Below are 16,808 nucleotides of genomic sequence, written 5' to 3' on the forward strand. Positions count from 1 at the left end.
CCACAAGGAGCTCACATGAATCATACCGTTGAAAAGATCGGCGGTACGTCGATGTCAGCCTACGACGCTGTCATGGATAATATCTTTTTGTACCCGTCAAACCCGTACAACCGCATTTTTGTCGTTTCTGCTTACGCTGGCATCACGGATGCATTGCTGGAGTGTAAGCGTTCGGGTAAGCCCGGCATTTATCGCCTTCTCGCGGCAAATAACCCTAAATGGCGTGATGCGATGGACGAGTTAGAGCAACGTATGCTGCTCATTAACAGCAATATGTTCCCCGATCCTGTATACCGTGAGCGTGCTGATAACTTTATCCGCCAACGCATGGAAAAAGCACATAGCTGTATCGAAGGTATACTCGAAACCTGTAACTATGGGCAGTTTTCTCTGGAAAGCTATCTACCACAAATTCGTGAGTTCCTCTCCTCTATCGGCGAGGCGCACAGTGCGCACAACTCAACGCTACTGCTCGAAAGTGTGGGAATTAACTCACGATTTGTTGACCTCTCTGGTTGGGATAACCCCGATGAAGGCAAAGGCGACCTCAACACGGTGATCGCCAATGCTATGGAAGACATTGACTTCAGTACTGAGCTGCCCATCGTTACCGGCTACGTCTATTGTGATGAAGGTCTGATGAAGACCTATGACCGCGGTTACAGTGAAATGACATTCAGCCGGATTGCCGTGTTAACCAAAGCAAGTAGCGCGGTGATCCACAAAGAATATCACCTAAGCAGTGCCGACCCTCGCATTGTAGGTCCAGAGCGTGTACAGCCAATGGGCCTCAGTAACTACGATGTGGCTGACCAGCTTGCCAACTTAGGGATGGAAGCCATCCACCCGAATGCAGCCTCTGGTATGCGCGCAGTGGGTATCGAATTGGTCGTGAAAAACACCTTCGAGCCTGAGCACGCGGGTACGGTGATCTCTCACAAATATCGTCCAAAAGACAAAGAGATCGAGATCATCGCCGGTCGAGATAAGGTGCTAGCTCTCCACATCTTTGACCAATCAATGGTTGGGCATGTTGATCAGGTCAGCTATGACGTGATGGAAATCATTCGCGAAGAGAACGTGCAGCTCATCAGTAAAGAGATGAATGCCAACTCAATTACCTACTACTTAGACGGCAAGACAGCCAGTCAAGATAAGGTGATTAATCGTGTTGAGAAGCTCTACCCGAAAGCGAAGATTACGGGTGAAATGGTCGCACTGATTTCTGTCATTGGTAGTCGTATCGACTCAAACCAAACCATGAGCAAGGGTATGCTGGCGTTGCTTGACGCAGAAATAAACCCTAAAGCAGCTCACTCATCGATGCGCGATGTGGACGTGCAATACGTAGTACTTGATAAGTTCTACCACGCGTCGATCTGCGCCCTACACGCTTGTTTTATCGAAGAGCCTACGCCTAAGCCAACCATTCGGGCCGCTTAAGACCCTGGTGCATATGACAAGCGAAAAACCATACCCCCTTACCTAAGGGGGTTTTTTAGTTTTATAAGCTAGCCTAAACCCCCTCCTTGCGATTAAAAACCAACTTAATCACTTATCAATGTTGATAAAGTCTAACTAAAAGGTAAAATTCCGCACTTTATCTTGATAGCTGTAGTGCCTTTATGATCGACCCCAATATGCTCCCCGTTTATTTAACCGCGGTTGTCGCACTTTTGCTGGTGCCCGGACCGGATATGTTGCTAATCGTGAGCGCAAGTCTCAGCTATGGCAGACGGGTTGGTATGGCCGCAAGTTTGGGTAATGCAACGTCAGGATTGATCCTTACCGTGTTAGCCGCAACCGGCGTATCGGCCATGATTGCGATGTCGCCAACGGCCTTAACCATTCTGCAATACGTGGGGGCAGCGTATTTACTCAAAATGAGTGTCGATACGTGGCGCGCCCGTCCAACAGACAGCGCCGAGCTCGCTCATCATCAAGGCATGGGCAAATACCTCTATAAACGCGCGGTTATGACCAACTTATTGAACCCAAAGGCGTTACTGTTTTTTGTGTTGTTTTTACCGCAGTTTATCTCGCATCAAATTCAAGCCTCGTCCAGCACGCAATTACTAACGCTTGGTCTTCTCCTCAACCTATTAGGGCTCGCGTTTAATCTGCTTTTAGTGGCAATAGTCGGCAAGCTTGGCAGTGCAATGCTCACCAATACCCGTGTCCAAATGTATCAGCATAAAATCATGGCATTGGTTTTTGCGGCACTCGCAGTCTGGCTTTTTACCCAACAGTCGTTGTAATCCATCCACTTAGCTGGGTAAAAAACCGACGAACCAGACGTTGAGCGATAAAAAGTCAGACAGTTGTCTGATATATTATACCGCTGTCAGTCGTATAACTGACTTTGATTCGTTGGTGGCGTCTAACGCCCTTGCCTTTATCGGATGGATTCGGTCACGTGTTTAATCTTCACCTTCCCACACTGACTCTGGCTTACATCAGTGTGTTCTGGCTACTCACCATTGGCGTTTTGTTGATTGGGTGGCAGTTTAATCAGCACAAAGATATCAAGCTTTGGGGACTGGCTTGTCTGCTGATCTCAACGGGCACGTCGGTGTATAACATTGGCAATGTCACCGAAACGTCGGGGCTCGTCTGGATTGGCACCACAGCCGCGATCTGCTCTCATATTCTGGTGTGGTTAGGCACGCAATCCTTCGTGGGCACGTCCTCGTCGTGGCGGACGGCTTCGCTGGCAGCACTCTTGGGTGTAGGGGTTTATACACTGATTCTTGCCAATCATATTCCGCTTGCGCTCCGTATTACTTGGTACTGTGCGTTTTACGTGGCAATGCACCTTGCGGTTTTAAAACTCATTGTTGAGAGTCCAGAGAGGAAGCGGATAGGTTTTACTCTCTATGCGTCCGTGCTCTTCCTCTTACTGATACTTTATGGACTTCGTGCCTACTTCGCCTTTGACACACCGATGGAAAACACCGGCCTATCTCAACGTTATATCGCCGTGTATTACTTGATCTTAATGGCCGAGTTCGTCAAGTTTATGACCTTCATTTACCTTTGTTTTGAACGACTGGAGTACACACTTTGTCAACTTGCGCTCCGTGACACTCTGACACAGCTTCCGAATCGACGCGCCTTTATGACGCAATCCGCACAGTGTCTCCTTTCTAACCAGCCGAATGCCCTTATCCTTGCTGATTTGGATAACTTCAAAAGTATTAATGATGTATATGGTCACCTTGCTGGCGATCAGGTATTGGTCGCTTTCAGCCAACACTTAGAACGGATCACCCAACAAGAAGGGGCGTTTTGCGCCAGAACGGGAGGTGAAGAATTTATTTTGCTACTCAGTGGCCAGTCTGTGCGTCGCGTACAAGAAATAGCGCTACAGCTGAAACGACAAATCGAGGCATGCCAGGTGACGACCGAACATGGCCATCACATCCAGTTTACGGTGAGTATCGGCGTCGGCATCAAGCGCCAAATGCAATATGTTGCGATGAACCAGTTATTTGAGTGCGCAGATACGGCTTTATATGAAGCCAAGGCCCGCGGGCGAAACCGTGTAGAATTTGCGTTAACTGAACATCGTGATGCGCCCTCCAGTGTGTCACCAACATCCAACCAATCGCCCATCAGCCAAGAAACTGATAATCCTTCTCTGCCTAAACGTTATCTCGAGCGTCAATCTTTGTCATAATAGGCGTTCAGCCCGTAATAGGAGAACGTGTAATGGATGAGAACACCGCCACGCTACTGAATCTGCGTGTCATTGAAGTCAGCGACTATCAACCCTTAGCAGAGTTGATGGATCTCGTCTTCCCGGATGTCGGCGGTGCTTGGCCTAAGAGCACGATCATGCAACTGGTCACCGCTTTCCCGGATGGCCAGATATGCATTGAAGATAATGGAAAAATCGTCGCCGCCGCGTTAACGCTAAAAGTATCCTACAACCGCTTTTCACTTCCGCATACCTATGCCGACATTATCACGGATGACGGTGTGGTATTCCACGACTCAAAAGGGGATGCACTGTATGGCCTCGACGTGTTTGTACACCCTGATTATCGTGGCCATCGCCTTGGCCGTCGACTTTACGAAGCGAGAAAAGATCTGTGTCAGGCGCTGAACCTAAAAGCGATCCTCGCCGGCGGCCGTATACCTGGTTATCACAAACACAATGATGTTTCGGTGACGGATTATATTAATAAAGTCAGAAGAAAAGAGATTCACGACCCGATCCTTTCTTTCCAGCTATCTAATGACTTTGATGTTAAGCGTTTGATGAATCGCTATTTACCCGAAGACGATAAGTCGGCGGGCTATGCCACACTGTTGGAGTGGGATAACTTCTTCTATGAAGAAGATGCATCCTCCGTGCATGATATTGAAAAAACCATCGTCCGCCTCGGGGTCGTGCAATGGCAGATGCGTCATGTGCTCTCAGTGGATGATCTTTTGAATCAGGCCGAATTCTTTGTCTCATCCTTAGCCAACTACCAGTCAGATTTCGCGCTCTTTCCCGAGTTTTTCTGTGCACCATTGATGGGGCTTGCACCTGATAAGCGCTCCGTCGAGGCAATTCGCTTTCTCAGTGAATTTACCCAGGCGATTAAGCAACGTTTTTCGCAATTGGCCGTCACCTACAACATCAATATTATCGCTGGCAGTATGCCCGTGTTGGAAAATGGCAAACTGTATAACGTCTCCTACTTAATGCACCGCGACGGTAGCATTGATGAGCAATACAAAATCCATATTACGCCGCACGAACAACGTGACTGGGTGATAGATGGCGGGGATACGGTCAAAGTCATTGAAACCGATGCGGGCCGGGTTGGTATTCTCACCTGCTATGACGCCGAGTTTCCTGAATTGGGGCGTATTCTTGCTGAGCAAGGTGTACAGATCCTATTCGTGCCCTTTTGGACCGATACCAAGAACGGTTATTTACGCGTGCGCCTTTGTGCCCAAGCACGAGCGATTGAAAACGAGTGTTATGTCGCGATCGGCGGCAGCGTGGGCAACCTTCCTCGGGTAGATAATGTGGACATCCAGTACGCTGAGTCTGCGGTATTTTCACCCTCGGATGTCTATTTTCCGCACGATGCGACACTCGCGGAAGCCAATGCCAATACCGAGATGATGATTTTTGCAGACGTCGATTTAGACAAGCTCAAAATGCTGCATGAACGAGGTTCGGTAACGAATTTGAAACACCGCAGGCCCAAGCTCTATGCCAGCCATTTAAGCCAAGAGTAGCCTTAATACAGCCCTGCCGAATGCGGGGCTTTTATTCGTAAGCAGGAGACAAAAAGACTAGATTTCCATGCACTCTTGCCAAAAGCTTCTATCCTTACTCAACAGACTGCTTGTTTTTTAGCCAATGTGGCGTTGAGGTGAGATCATGAAGCTCAAATATAAAATGCTAGTCAGCTTACTGGGTGTGGGTTGCCTCCCCGCGTTAATCATTAGCTTGCTTTCTCTTCATACCGCCTCGTCGTCACTCGAGCATCAAACGTTTAGTCAGCTTGAAGCGTTGAGAGAGGTAAAAAAATCAGCGGTCACACGCTATTTCCAAACCGCTGAAGGGCAGATAATTACCACCGCGGAAACCCCTTCCGTGTCCAACGCCATGGCCAGCATGATTGATGCTATGGGCACACTTCCTTCTCGTACCGCCCAAACACGTTCACAACTGACCAGCTATTATCAGCGTCACCTCATTGACCCACTTGATGAGATCAGCACAGAATCACTCCCCAAGGCGAGAGATTTGGTGAACAACCTAACGCCACAAGTAGTGGCGCTACAACAAGCCTACTTAGTCGACAACCCTTATCCCATGGGAGAAAAAGGCACATACCAAACCAGTGGCCAATTGCCTCAGTACGATCAAGCTCACCAAGCCATCCATCCCTATCTACGTGATGTTCAGGAAAAGTTTGGCTATTACGACATCTTTATGATCGAAGCAAGCCAAGGACACATCCTCTACTCCGCCTCCAAAGAACTTGATTTCGGCACGTCGCTAACAACAGGTCTGTTTAATACCTCTGGCCTGGCCGACGCTTTCCGTCAAGCGAAAACCTTAGCGGATGGCGATACCGTGATTATTGACTTTTCGCCCTACACAGCCTCGAACAACGCGCCGGCAGGGTTTATGGCATCGCCGATTTATCACAACGGTAGCGTGATTGGCGTGCTCGCCTATCAATTCCCGATAGATAAGCTCAGTGCCATTATGGCAGAGCGAGATGGACTGGGAAACACAGGCGAAACCTATCTCGTTGGCCCTGATAACTTGATGCGATCAGACTCCTTCTTAGATGCCGAGCATCGATCGGTCTTCGCCTCATTTATGCACCCCGCACAAGGTCGCGTTGAAACGCTTGCCGTTGAGCGTGCGATGCAAGGCGAAACAGGCATTGATGTCATTAACGATTACAACGGTAACCCCGTGCTCTCTGCCTACGCACCGCTAACCGTCAGTGGACTCAGCTGGGCAATCATTGCGGAAATGGACGTCAAAGAGGCGTTTGCAGCACTCAACGAACTACAAGGACTCATCGTCACCGTGTTGGTGATTGCGGTGGCCATGATCGCAGTCACTGCCATTCTGTTAACACGTTCGATTACCCGCCCGATAGGTGGCGAACCGGCTGAGATGGCCAAGATAGTACAAACGATTGCCGACGGCGATCTAAGAGTAAGCTTTGACGCTAGCCCCAACGCAACGGGGATCTATCGCTCCATGCGTGCGATGGCAACAAACCTCACCACCATGGTGTGCGATATTATCGGCGCCACTAACCAACAAGCAGCAGCGGCAGAGCAATTATCCTCCTCGAGCGTGCAAACACTCACTAACTTTGAAGCCCAAAACGCACGAACAGAACAAGTGGCGGCGGCAATGGAAGAAATGACGGCCACTGCCAATCAAATTTCATCCAGCTCCGCCTCGACAGCCGATGCCACCGAAAAGGCGCGTTCACTTATCCATAGCGGAGACCAACAAGTGACCGAGTCTGTCGATGCGATGCAAGATCTTGTCACGCGTCTCAATCACGCCAAAGAAAAAACGGATGCGCTCGGGCAAAGCGCTGAGGATATCTCCAGCATATTGCAAACTATTGGCCAAATTGCTGATCAAACCAACCTGTTAGCATTGAACGCTGCCATCGAAGCGGCACGCGCGGGTGAGCAAGGTCGCGGCTTTGCCGTCGTCGCCGACGAGGTGCGAACGCTGTCGCAAAGCACGCAACAAGCCACAAGCGAAATCACACAGCTAATTGAAAACCTTCAGCACAATTCCAACACCACGACGCAGGCTATCTCAGAGAGTGCGACGACCGCCAACTATGTGTCGGAACGTGCAGAAGCAAGCTTATCATCGCTCAAACAAGCGGTGAACGCGGTGGACGAAATTGCAGACATGGCGATGCAAATGGCCAGTGCCTCAGAAGAGCAGTCTCTCGTGGCAACTGAAATCAATCAGAACTTAGAAGAAATTAACACCATGACCGGTGAAAACCGTCAAGCCATGGACCAAATCACTCAAGCCACACACAACCTCAGCAAGCTGTCTCATACACTAAAAGGTCACACGCAAAAATTTCAGTGCAAACAAGCTTAATTGAGCGGCATAACGTGCTCTGAGTACTAATCGCACTGACTTTGTTCAAGGTCAGTGCATTTACTGGTGTAAAGGATCACTCTCTTGGTAGAATCAACCCGTTTCTGCGTAAGCGTTATTAAGAGAGATTCCGAATGGGACGAAGTTTTGAAGTTCGTAAAGCGTCAATGGCGAAAACCCAGGGCGCGAAAATTAAGGTTTATTCAAAGTACGGTAAAGAGATTTACGTATGTGCTAAAAATGGCGGCTCGGATCCTGAGAGCAATCTATCACTGCGTCGTTTGATTGAGAAAGCGAAAAAAGATCAGGTTCCAGGTCATGTGATCGACAAAGCGCTTGATAAAGCCAATGGCACAGGTGGCGAAAACTATGAAGTGGCGCGTTATGAAGGCTTTGGGCCTGGCAGCTGCGCGGTGATTGTTGATTGCTTAACGGATAATAACAGCCGTACTTATATGGACGTACGCCAGTGCTTTGTGAAAAACGATGCGAAAATTGGCACGCCCGGTGCGGTGTCTCATATGTTTGAGCACCAAGCTGTTTTCCAGTTTAAAGGAGATGATGAGGAAGGCACGCTTGAAGCCTTGGTCATGGCTGATGTGGATGTGTCAGACATCGAAGCAGACGAGGGTATCATTACAATTTTTGCCCCTCACACAGAGTTTTTCAAAGTGAAAAATGCGCTAAGTGACTATCTTGGCGACACGCCGATTGATCTTGAAGAGATCACCTTTGTGCCTCAAATCGACACTCAGGTCAGCGGCGAGGATGTTGAACGTTTTGAAAAGTTCCTCGATATGCTTAACGACTGCGACGACGTCCAAAATGTCTACCACAACGCAGAGCTAATCTAAGCACAATAACTAAGCGCCATGTCATCATGGCGCCTTATCGCTCACCCAGTTGCGTGAGTAGCATTTGCGAAAATAACGCCCAGTTTTGACGAAATCTATCATCCCCCTGCAGTACATAACTTTGCAAACCAGCACCAAGGAAAAAGGCATCCACGACACGAATTGCCGTATCAATCTGATGCTGCGGAATCTTCCCCTGATAAAAATACTCAATCGCACGCGTGTATTCCGTTAAACCATGTTGAGAAAAGCGCTGAATAGCCACCCTAAACTGTTCATCAAATAAGGCTTGGGTTGTAAAGCTATACATCGCTTTCATCGCATAAGGCTCACATTGCATGGTGAGGTACAAGGTATCCCCTGTCACTTCGAGGTAACTCTCAAAATCATCAAAATTTGCAGGCTCGGCCACGGCAAGAAACATAGAGATTAATTCATCAACCGCTGCATATTTGACGGCATCAAGGTTGTCAAAATGATGATACAGCGCCCCTTTGCTGATTCCGGCTTTCTTCCCTAATTTTGTCGCCGTTAATGCAGCAAGCCCCTCATTTCCAACGATTTCTAGCGTTGTCGAAAGAATGTGTTGGCGCATAGCACGCGACGCAATTTCGTTTTTGTTCATCGTTTTTTGATCAAAAGTGAAAGTCCAGATGAAAAAATAAAACATACCGAATGTTCATTCAAATTTTTTCGGGCAAAATGTGACCGATAACCGAATGATTTCTCAACACGGAAGCGTCGGAAGAAAAAAGAGGATGAAAGTGGGTGTTGTAAAATAACAGAACAAGGCTCAAAGACAGGTTCAAACGCAATGGCTACAATGAATAGAGGCAGAACTGATAAGAGGTTAAGTAAGTGATGAAAAGAGTGTGGGCGTTGCTGTTAACACTAGCGGTTGCATGGCCGGTGAGCGCTAAGACCACGTATGTGGTTGGCGTACAGAGTTTTTCACAGTATTACCCGTATTCAGCCTACTCTAACCGTAACTATTCTGGCTTTAACCGAGAGCTGTTGGATATGTTTGCCAATGAATACCACTACCGTTTCGTCTACAAAGCGCTCCCCCTAAGACGCCTTTACCACCGCTTTGTCGAGGGCGCTGTCGATCTGAAATATCCAGACAGTCCAGATTGGAGCCCAGACATTAAAAAAAAGGTCAGTGTGACATACAGTGATCCTGTGGTGAGCTACACGGATGGCGTCATGGTTATTGACCAACACTATGGCCGGCCTTTGGATGAATTCCGTTTTCTCGGTGTGGTAGCCGGATTCACTCCCCACCCTTATCAATCACATATCAGCGCCGGAAAAATACGTGTTGATGAAAGCTATCAATATGATTCGCTGTTAATGAAGGTAATCAGTGGTCGCGTTGATGGCGGCTACGCCAATATTGACGTCGCACAGTTTTATCTTGACCAAATGGGCCTCAAAAAAGGCTCGGTAAAGTTTGATGATACCCTCCCACATGTGAAAGGAACTCGTCACCTTTCAACAATTCACTATCCAAAACTGATTAAAGAATTTAACCAATTTTTAGCTGATAACCAAGCCAAGATTACTGAACTAAAAGCACGTTATGGGCTTGAGTGATTGAGGTTTATTTCTTCATTTCAGTCCACAGTGCTGTATACTCGACACGCCATTTCAGGCAGGATGATGCGGTTGAATCAGAGAGAGAAGAGTTGCTTTGCGTAATCAGCTTATCAGTTTAGATTTGTTTTATGCCATTGAGCACCTTATGCCCGGAAAGCGCACTGCCGCGTTATTCCGTCGGTCAATTAAACACCTCCCCGTGACCACTTTGGCGCTTACCCATTACGACTCCGCTGCAGGGCTTCAGCTCGCATTATTCCGTCATTGCCGTAACTATGTGGCTTTTACACAAGGCAAGCCCATTTCGCCTGATTTTGATTTCTCTGGTACCGCCGAGCAAATATTGGCTGCCGAATCAGTGATGAAAGCCTTTATTCGTGGCGCCTACTGGTGGGTGGAATATCATATGAGTCTGTATCGTGACGATTGGAGCCAAGAGCAGTCTCAACGTTGGTTAAAGGATTTACGTTTGCTGGTACAAGTCATTATCGGTGTCGGGAACTGTACCAATGCTGAATTTTTGATCACACACCGAGGCCCTATCCAAGCCCTGACTTACGATACACACCTCGAGCCTTTTCTCACCAATTATTAATCATCCAGGCACGCGCCGAGATCCCAGTTTGTCTATTGATTGATCATCCCACACTGCTTTCGCTATTTCGTCACGTTTATTCGCTAGCCTAGGCCCATGACGATGACACAAGGTTCACCATGAAGCGATTAAAGCGGTATCAATACGAGCGGTATGCCATTTTATGCCGCGCCTCTTATCCTACCTTTTTTAATCACACGCAATACGGCTTCAGTCCGAATGGACGACGTGATATTTACGACCGCTGGGGGCGTTGTATTATTCGTGTACTCTGGCGAGATGATGACGATGTGGTGGTGGTATTTCGCGGCTCGCAAACCTTGTGGGACTGGCTAGTAAATTGTGCCTGTGGTCCTAAGCGTATTCGCATGGCAAACACTTATTGTTACGTACACTGGGGATTTCACTACTTACTGACACAAAAAAGTTTACCCTGGCAACAGCACAAGCGTCGTTACCAAGCTATGACCACGAGCCAGTTTGCTGATGTCGCACAAGCGGCGGATATGGCTTCCTTAGACGGCGATACGGTGCTCGATAAACTCTGCTCCGCCCTGTCGCCTTTGGTTCAGGCCAACAAAAAAGTCTCTTTTATTGGTCATTCGTCAGGCGGCGCGATGGCGGTTATTGCCGCGGCGATGCTTCAACCACAAATGGGCAGTGCCATTAAACGCATCGTCACCTTTGGTCAGCCTGCCGCTGGTATGTGGCGTTTTAAGCGGCATTATCCCTTTCATACCAAAACTTATCGTATCTGTTGTGATGTCGACATCATTACCTTCTTACCCGGGATTCCTTTTCTGTATTGGCATGTCGGTCGGCTTCTATGGCTACATGAGAACAAAATCTATACCGACACGTCGTCACTGATTCGCGTGCTCAGGGTTTTATTTAGCTGGCTCGCACGCCCCATCGCGTATCATTACATGGATAAATACATCCGACGCAAAGATTACTTTGACCAACACTAATTGGCCTGTACCAACCAATACGTGATCTTGATACCAGCTTCCTTCACTGTCCCGAGACTGTCACCCAGCAGTCACCCCGTTTTCATATTGCCTCGCCACACTTTCGACCGGCTTTGCGATGCACTTTTTGGCGCATCGCTATCACCTAAATCATAAATACGATAACGAACAGAAAGGAATAATTGTCGTGAGCAAGCATATTGACCAACGTCCGCTGGACGCAGAACCCGAATTCAATCGCTTTATTGATGCCGCCGTAAGTCGTCGCCGCTTTTTACAAGGCGCGGGTGCCGCTAGTACGGTCGCTTTTTTTGCCGCTAACCCTGTTGCCAAAGCAGTGGCTGGCAGCATGAGCAAAAGTGAACTGATAGGCTTTGACGCAATCCCAACCTCAACCGCTGATACAGTCAAGGTACCTGCTGGCTATAAGGCAGACGTACTGGTGTCTTGGGGCGATCCTATCTTTACTAATGCGCCTGCTTTTTCGCAACAAAACAATGCCGATGCGCAAGCTCAGCAGTTTGGCGACAACAACGATGGCATGACATTTTTCCCGCTCGCCAATGATCGCGCCCTGCTCGCGGTCAATAACGAGTATATCAACGATGAGTATTTGTTTACGCACGGTGGAGAAAACATCTCAGCCGATGATGCGCGCAAATCGCAAGCGGCGCATGGCGTCTCTTTGGTCGAACTCAAAAAAGTCGATGGTCGCTGGACAATCAATCCGCAAGGTCGCTTAAACCGTCGTATTACCGCTTATACAGAAATGGCAATGACAGGTCCCGCCGCCGGCCATTCACTGCTCAAAACCGCGGCTGATCCGTCGGGTAAAATGATCCTCGGCACTTTTAACAATTGTGCCAACGGCGAAACGCCTTGGGGCACCTATCTGACCTGTGAAGAAAACTTTAATGGCTATTTTGCTAGCGAAAAAACCGTCACCTTGGGCAAAACCTATCAGCGCTACGGCATCAGCGATACCGATTGGGGATACGATTGGTACAAGCACGACGAGCGCTTTGATGTCGCCAAGCACCCCAATGAGCCCCACCGCTTCGGCTGGGTGGTCGAAATTGACCCTATGGACCCCAATTCGACCCCGAAAAAGCGCAGTGCACTGGGTCGTTTTAAGCACGAAAATGCCGCACTAACGGTCAATGATGATGGGCATGTTGTCGTGTATATGGGCGATGATGAACGTGGCGAGCACCTATATAAATTTGTCTCTGAGGGAAAATACGATCCGAGTAAAGGTAGCGCTAATCGCGATTTGCTCGAGAACGGTACCTTATATGTCGCCAAATTTACCGGCAGCGACGACGAGCTCAAAGGTCAAGGGGAGTGGTTAGAGCTCACCTTTGGTAAAAATGGCCTGACCCCAGAAAATGGCTTTCCCGACCAAGCCAGCGTGCTCATTTTTGCCCGCGAAGCCGCGACGCAAGTGGGTGCAACCACCATGGATCGTCCTGAGTGGGTCGCCGTGCACGCCGACAACAAGCATGTCTTCTGCACCCTCACCAATAACAAGTACCGTGGCGTGAAAGACAGCCAACCATTAAATGCGGCCAACCCACGCACCAAAAACCCGTATGGCCATATTATTCGCTGGGCACCGACCCAAGGCGATCATACTCAGCCTACCTTTGAGTGGGACATTTTCGTGATGGCCGGCCATCCTGAAAAGCAATCTGGATTGATGGCGGGTACCGATAACATTAATAAAGACAACATGTTTAACAGCCCAGATGGTATCGGCTTTGATCGTGCCGGTCGTCTTTGGATTCAAACCGACGGTGATTACTCCAACGAGGGAGACTTCGCTGGCATGGGCAATAACCAAATGCTGTGTGCCGACACGCAAACGGGGGAAATTCGTCGCTTCCTTACCGGGCCAACATCGTGTGAGATCACGGGACTGACCTTTACCCCTGACTCACGCACTATGTTTGTGGGTGTACAACACCCAGGCGCCCATTTCCCTGCAGGCGGTGACGCCATTCCTCGCTCTTCGGTCATCATGATCACCAAAGAAGACGGTGGCGTAATCGGTACTTAACCCTTCATCGTCCAATGCTCTAAGCCTTACTTTGTTAAAACAGCCCAGCCCTTGCCAACGCAAGGGCTTTTTCTCTCCTTACCTCTCAATTGAGTCGCTCAATTTTTATACGCCACTGCCAACTATTAACTATATTTATAAAGGGAATATGTAACGATCGTGCACCAAACTGTGTCCAGCGCGTTGATAAAGTGACGTAATTGAATATAAATCAAAGCGTTGGCGTGATGCAGTTGCCGAGGAGAGCCGACAGCATGGCGACAGAGACACAAGTCACCGAGACACAAGGAACGGTTGCTGCCGTTCAACCTGATGGCCAAGTGCGTCAGATAGAGGCAAATCAAACGGTTTCGACGGGAGAGCTCGTCACCGCGGTGGGCAACGAGCCTGCCTCAGTGCGCCTTGAGAATGGTGTCGATACCAACCTCGCCTTATCTGCCTTGCTTGTCGGCGAAGATGAAGACGATACGCTGGTACAAGATTTACCTGAGGATGTGCTTGAAATCATTGAAGCCATCCAACGCGGTGAAGATCCCAATGCGATTGAAGATGCCGCCACCGCAGCCGGTGCGGCGGCTTCAGGTTCTGCGATCACGGCCATGGCAATCATTGAAGCGAACGGCCGTATTGGCGAGATCATTGCGGGTTTCCAAACTGAGGGCATTACCAACCCCGATGGTGGCATTACCGACGAACAGCTTTTTGCTCTAACCGCACTAAGATTGGCAAGTGCTGACGCCGTATTCCCTACCGCAGATACCAATGAAGCGCCGAGCGCCGAATCGCTCACCTTCAGTACCGACGAAGATCAACCCCTGGTGCTGACGCCCAATCAAATACTGCAGCAAATCAACGATCCAGACGGCGATATCCTCACCATTGTTTCCATCACCAGTGGCAATCCAGATGTCGAAATCGACGAAGATGAGTCTGGTAATATCGTCATCACACCACCGCCCAATTTCAATGGCGATCTTGATCTCACAGTCATTGTTTCCGATGGCCAAGCAGAAACCCCGTCCGATATCACGGTCATCGTGAATCCCGTCAACGATGCTCCGACGCTGCAATTTTCTGCCATATCGGTCACTGAGGATGCGGTCGCGGCCGGCGATACCGTCGGCACTGTAACGGCGACGGATATAGAAGACGATGTCCTCACCCTATCGTTGACTGACGGTGGACAAAACTATGTCGAGTTGCAGGGTAATAATGTTGTTCTCACTCAGGCAGGCGTAGATGCAATCAATAACGATGCACTAGATATCGCCTCGCTGACATTTACAATCACCGCCTCAGACGGCGAAGCGAGCACCTCTCAAACCTTCACCTCAGCAGTGGAACGTATTGACGATCCCGCATCCATCACAGGTGATACCTCAGGCACGCTCTCGGAGGGGGAAATCGATGGCTCTGATGGAAGTTTGATAGCCAGAGACTCGGTTTCCGGTACCTTGTCGATCACCGATCCGGACGATAGCCCAACGTGGATCGATAGCACGCAATCCGGCCAGTATGGTGAGCTCGTCTTCACCAATGGCAACTGGACCTACACCGCAGATAGCGATGCTGTGCAATCTCTTAGCGAGGGTGATGCGGTTTCGGATAACTTCACTGTGACTGCATCAGACGGCAGCAGCCAAGTGATCGCGATAACTATCACAGGTACAAATGATGATCCTGTGATTAGCGGCCAAACCCTTGGCGATGTTGTCGAAGACAGCATTTTAGAAGCGACAGGATCTCTCAGTATTTCGGATGCAGATGGTAACAATGCGCCGAGCTTTTCCGATGGCAATGTGTCCGGTCAGTACGGTGAGTTATCACTGATGAATGGTACTTGGACTTATACGCTGGATAACAACAGCAGTCTTGTTCAAGGTTTAGATGCCGGTGATGAGGTGACCGACACCATCACCCTTACTGCAAGCGATAACACACAACAAGATATTGTTATCACCATTACCGGCACCGACGATGCGCCAGAAGTGAGTGGTGAGTTTGTAGGTTCTGTCACCGAAGGTGACGTGGGCGATGCCGCGGTCACTGCAAGTGGCACCATTGCGATCAGTGATGTGGATGGCGACGACAATCCGACGTTTGCCGACGTCACGCAGGCAGGCACTTACGGCTCGTTGGAGCTAGTAGATGGTGCTTGGACCTACACCCTCGATCAATCTGCCGTGCAGAATTTAGATGCCGGTGATGAGGTGACCGACACCATCACCCTCACCGCAAGCGATAACACGCAACAAGATATTGTCATCACCATTACGGGGACCGACGATGCGCCAGAAGTGAGTGGTGAGTTTGTAGGTTCTGTCACCGAAGGTGACGTGGGCGATACCGCAGTAACTGCCACGGGAACCATCGCGATCAGTGATGTGGATGGCGACGATACGCCCACCTTCGCCAATACCACTGAGACGGGGACTTATGGTTCGATCGAGCTAGTAGACGGTGATTGGACGTATACGCTTGATCAAGACAGCGTGCAGGATTTAGATGCTGGCGATCAAGTGACCGACACCATTACTCTCTCCGCCTCTGATGGCACCCAGCAAGCTATTGTCATCACCATTACTGGTAGTGAGGATACGCCAGAAGTGACCGGTAGCTTTATCGGTTCCGTGACCGAGGGCAATGTGGGCGATGCGCCTGTGACTGCAAGTGGCACACTTTCAATCAGTGACGTTGATGGCGACGATAATCCCACCTTTGCCAATACTGCAGAGACCGGTACCTATGGCTCGCTAGACCTAGTTAACGGCAACTGGATCTACACCCTCGATCAGTCTGCGGTGCAGAACTTGGATGCCGGTGATGAGGTGACAGACACTATCACGCTCACCGCAAGCGATAACACGCAACAAGATATTGTCATCACCATTACGGGGACCGACGATGCCCCTGAAGTAAGTGGTGAGTTTGTTGGCTCAGTCACCGAAGGCAACGAAGGCGATGCGGTCACTGCCACCGGCACCATTGCGATCAGTGACGTTGATGGCGACGATAATCCCACCTTTGCCAATACTACAGAGACCGGAACCTATGGCTCGCTAGAGCTGGTGAGCGGCAACTGGACCTACACCCTCGATCAGTCTGCCGTGCAGGA

The 16,808-nt window shown here is 49.4% G+C and carries 12 protein-coding genes; 11 read left to right on the forward strand and 1 reads right to left on the reverse strand.

The genetic code is table 11. The annotated features are described in order from the left end of the window. Window positions 1-15 precede the first annotated feature (15 nt). The 6 genes from WN56_RS16450 (at window position 16) to WN56_RS16475 (ending at window position 8,469) form a co-directional block, all read left to right on the forward strand. Window positions 16-1,443: an aspartate kinase gene (locus tag WN56_RS16450; protein WP_046075985.1), complete on the forward strand. Its 1,428-nt coding sequence runs from the start codon at window positions 16-18 to the stop codon at window positions 1,441-1,443. Window positions 1,444-1,625: 182 nt separating this feature from the next. Continuing rightward, window positions 1,626-2,258: a LysE family translocator gene (locus WN56_RS16455; protein WP_046075986.1), complete on the forward strand. Its 633-nt coding sequence runs from the start codon at window positions 1,626-1,628 to the stop codon at window positions 2,256-2,258. Between the two features lie 158 nt (window positions 2,259-2,416). Further along, window positions 2,417-3,679 (forward strand): diguanylate cyclase, encoded by a 1,263-nt coding sequence (locus tag WN56_RS16685; protein WP_052708153.1) that lies wholly within the window; start codon window positions 2,417-2,419, stop codon window positions 3,677-3,679. A gap of 32 nt (window positions 3,680-3,711) precedes the next feature. After that, window positions 3,712-5,241, forward strand: coding sequence for a bifunctional GNAT family N-acetyltransferase/carbon-nitrogen hydrolase family protein (locus WN56_RS16465; protein WP_046075987.1), 1,530 nt, complete (start codon window positions 3,712-3,714; stop codon window positions 5,239-5,241). Between the two features lie 145 nt (window positions 5,242-5,386). Further along, window positions 5,387-7,615, forward strand: coding sequence for a methyl-accepting chemotaxis protein (locus tag WN56_RS16470; RefSeq protein WP_046075988.1), 2,229 nt, complete (start codon window positions 5,387-5,389; stop codon window positions 7,613-7,615). A 134-nt stretch (window positions 7,616-7,749) separates the two neighbouring features. After that, window positions 7,750-8,469 (forward strand): YebC/PmpR family DNA-binding transcriptional regulator, encoded by a 720-nt coding sequence (locus WN56_RS16475; protein ID WP_046075989.1) that lies wholly within the window; start codon window positions 7,750-7,752, stop codon window positions 8,467-8,469. A 34-nt stretch (window positions 8,470-8,503) separates the two neighbouring features. Here WN56_RS16475 and WN56_RS16690 read toward each other — a convergent pair whose 3' ends face one another. Next, window positions 8,504-9,094: a TetR/AcrR family transcriptional regulator gene (locus WN56_RS16690; protein WP_197075775.1), complete on the reverse strand. Its 591-nt coding sequence runs from the start codon at window positions 9,092-9,094 to the stop codon at window positions 8,504-8,506. A 236-nt stretch (window positions 9,095-9,330) separates the two neighbouring features. Between WN56_RS16690 and WN56_RS16485 the strand changes: the two genes are divergently transcribed. From WN56_RS16485 to WN56_RS16505, 5 genes are all read left to right on the forward strand, one after another. After that, complete coding sequence (locus WN56_RS16485) at window positions 9,331-10,065, forward strand: ABC transporter substrate-binding protein (protein ID WP_046075990.1); 735 nt, start codon at window positions 9,331-9,333, stop codon at window positions 10,063-10,065. Between the two features lie 97 nt (window positions 10,066-10,162). Beyond that, complete coding sequence (locus WN56_RS16490; protein WP_046075991.1) at window positions 10,163-10,663, forward strand: hypothetical protein; 501 nt, start codon at window positions 10,163-10,165, stop codon at window positions 10,661-10,663. Between the two features lie 119 nt (window positions 10,664-10,782). Continuing rightward, window positions 10,783-11,634, forward strand: coding sequence for an Mbeg1-like protein (locus tag WN56_RS16495; RefSeq protein ID WP_046075992.1), 852 nt, complete (start codon window positions 10,783-10,785; stop codon window positions 11,632-11,634). Window positions 11,635-11,821: 187 nt separating this feature from the next. Beyond that, a complete protein-coding gene (locus tag WN56_RS16500; RefSeq protein WP_369795718.1) occupies window positions 11,822-13,693 on the forward strand; it encodes a PhoX family phosphatase in 1,872 nt (623 codons plus the stop codon). A gap of 254 nt (window positions 13,694-13,947) precedes the next feature. Then, a partial coding sequence (locus WN56_RS16505) for a VCBS domain-containing protein (RefSeq protein WP_197075776.1) occupies window positions 13,948-16,808 on the forward strand: 2,861 nt, incomplete at its 3' end.

The organism is Salinivibrio sp. KP-1 (genome assembly GCF_000968645.1).
Taxonomy (GTDB): domain Bacteria; phylum Pseudomonadota; class Gammaproteobacteria; order Enterobacterales; family Vibrionaceae; genus Salinivibrio; species Salinivibrio siamensis.